The organism is Capnocytophaga sp. oral taxon 329 str. F0087 (assembly GCF_000213295.2).
Taxonomy (GTDB): domain Bacteria; phylum Bacteroidota; class Bacteroidia; order Flavobacteriales; family Flavobacteriaceae; genus Capnocytophaga; species Capnocytophaga leadbetteri_A.
This window is the reverse complement of sequence record NZ_KN390083.1, coordinates 1-2,832: the sequence shown is the minus strand read 5'-3', so window position 1 is coordinate 2,832 and position 2,832 is coordinate 1. Positions and strand designations below refer to the sequence as shown.

Below are 2,832 nucleotides of genomic sequence, written 5' to 3'. Positions count from 1 at the left end.
ATATAAAGGACTATCCAACCCCTCCTACAGCCCTTGCTGGCGCACACCACACAGGCGACTACCGCGAAGCCCTCGACGATTGTGGACGCCTCAAAAAAGGCTGGAAATTCTCTAAAGGGCAAGTTGTAAAAGTTACTCCAAAAGCAAAAAAAACTTCTGATACTCCCACAGCTACTACAGCTGTAGAGAGTAAACAACTTGTGCCTTATACTGCCGAAAAATTTGCGAATGATTTAGACATCAACAAACTCGAACGTTCTTTACATTGGTTATCTTTTGACCCAAAAGGGCGTGCTCAACGCGAACAAGAAAGTTTTGGTAATAGCATTGCCGAACTCTATACCAGTAACCTTGAGCAAGCAAAACAAACAGGCGCACTCGAAGCCTATAATTATGCATTCGACAAAGGATATAGCTATATTCTAAAAAACTACCTCGAAATGGTTGGTATTCGTGCTCGTACATTTAGTACTGCTATTACTGGAGGTGCTGGTATCACTGAAAGAAAAATAGCAAGTAACGAAAAACTTATGCGCAGTGAGCACGAACGCTTGCTGAAACATATAGATTTACAAGAAAAATTACAAGAAAGATTAGCTAAAATTGCTAAAAACAAACCCGCAGACCAATATGAAGAAGGTGATGTTATCAAAAGTACTGATAATAATGCTATAACAAAGCTACAGCAGAAGCTAAAAATGTTACAAGACAGAAAAACAATGTTAAAAAACGGCGTTGTAGCAGCTAAAGAGTATCAAAAAAGCAAAGATATTTCAGTATTTAAACAGTACAATATTGACAGCGAAACAACAGAACAAATAATAAACCATATAGACAAAGGCGGAAAACCAACTGAAAAAGATATGTACAGCTGGTTTACAATGCCATACCTAAATAGAGATATAAAAGAAGTAGAAAACCGTATAGCAACCCTCGAAAAAAATCAAGCCAAAGGCACAGATGAAACACTTATTGAGGGTGGAAAAATAATATATAACGGCGAAGCACAACGCTTACAAATATTCTTTGACGGCATTCCAAGTAAAGAAGTACGCGAAGCCCTCAAATCCCACGCTTTTAAATGGGCTCCTACTGCCAAAGCGTGGCAACGTACCCTTACCGAAAACGCCAAATATGCAGTAAAGCAATACCTAATAAAAACAGGCATACTAAAACTGCGTACAGCTTTATCTGTACCCTCTCAAGATGACGAGCTAACATTTCTTGCTGCTGCTGGCATTGACTACTTCGAGGAAGCTCCCGATGATGAAGCAAAAGGGCTTGGCAAGCCCGTCCCCGCTGCCGATATATACAAAATGATAACCGACAAAGTTATCAGTATGTTCAAAACCGCCAAAGCAAGCGACTACCACCGCCCGTGGAAAGACGATGCTTTCTTTATACCCCTCAATTTCGACAGCAAAAAACCATACAGAGGCGTAAACCGTCTATTATTGCAAGAACGCATCGGCTTTGCTGGCGCGTTCCGCAATCCCTATTTTCTAACGTTCAATCAGATAAAAAAACACGGTGGACGCCTTAAAAAAGGCACCAGAGGTTATGAGGTAGTATATTATTCAATCCGCTATATTGTCCCAGCCGACAAAAATACCGGACGCAAAGCCTATTCATCTACCAACACCCAAAAAGTCATCGACTATCTTGCAAAAAACAAACTCTCTGAAGACATTGTTACCCGTATCCCAATGATACGCTATTACAACGTGTATAACGGTGCCAGCATCGAGGGCATAGACTTTCAGTTAGACAAGCTACAGATAGGGCGTGCCGTACCCGATACCGCTTCCGAAAACCAAGCCGCCGCCCTTATAGTCGAAAACTACCCTAACCCTCCTGCTATCAAACACGAGGGCAACCGAGCCTATTACAGTCCCTCTGGCGACTATGTAAAAATGCCTAAAAAAGAACAATTCGACAGCATAAACGACTACTACCGCATTCTATTCCACGAGCTCACACACTCCACCGGACACGACAAGCGTTTAGACAGAGGCATACACCTAATGTTAGAGAAAGAAGATTATGCCAAAGAAGAGTTAGTAGCCGAATTTGGTGCCGTATTCCTATCAGCTTGGGCAGGTATAATGTGGTACACTAACAAAAACCACGCTGTCTACCTAAAAAACTGGAACAGTGCCATAAAAGAAGCCGAAAACGACAACAAATTCCTAATGAAAGCCGCCTCATTGGCGCAAGCTGCCACCGACTACATTCTAAACCTTGATGCAGCCGGACAACCCGCTTTCCTCTCTAAATACGAAAAAACCAATAAGAAAGCTGAAAAAAACAAGCCAGAAGCCAAAAAAGCTACTGAAAAAGCAGATAATACCGATAAGAAATATAAGTTTATTGCGTTTTATAACAGTTACGGAAGAATAAATGGCATATATTCATACCAAAATCTTACCATAAATGATTTTTATCTAAAAAATACTTTTGATGATGGCATAAAGGTATATGCCCCATTAAGGTCTCTTGAAAAAATAGAAGAAGCAAAGCGTATTATTGAAGAACAATACATTGAGGGGAAAGATTTCGTTTGTTTAAAATTTGAAAGTAAAAAAAGAGAAGAATATTATTCTTTACTAATACATAGCAACGAAAAAACCAAACCAGAAGCCCCAAAAACTAAAAAAAACACTAAAGTTGGGCAATATACAGGCGTTAAAACCATACCCCTAAGCGACCTATACACCGATGAGAAACGTTTTCAAAATCGAAAGAAACTCAATGAAGAAATAGTCGAAAACATCGTCAATAACTTCAAACCTACCGACCTCGACCCATTAGTCGTATGGTACGACAAAAAGC

1 protein-coding gene is annotated in these 2,832 nt (G+C 40.1%); it reads left to right on the top strand.

What is annotated here, in order from left to right:
• A partial coding sequence (locus HMPREF9074_RS11395) for an ArdC family protein (RefSeq protein ID WP_034540952.1) occupies nt 1-2,832 on the top strand: 2,832 nt, incomplete at both ends.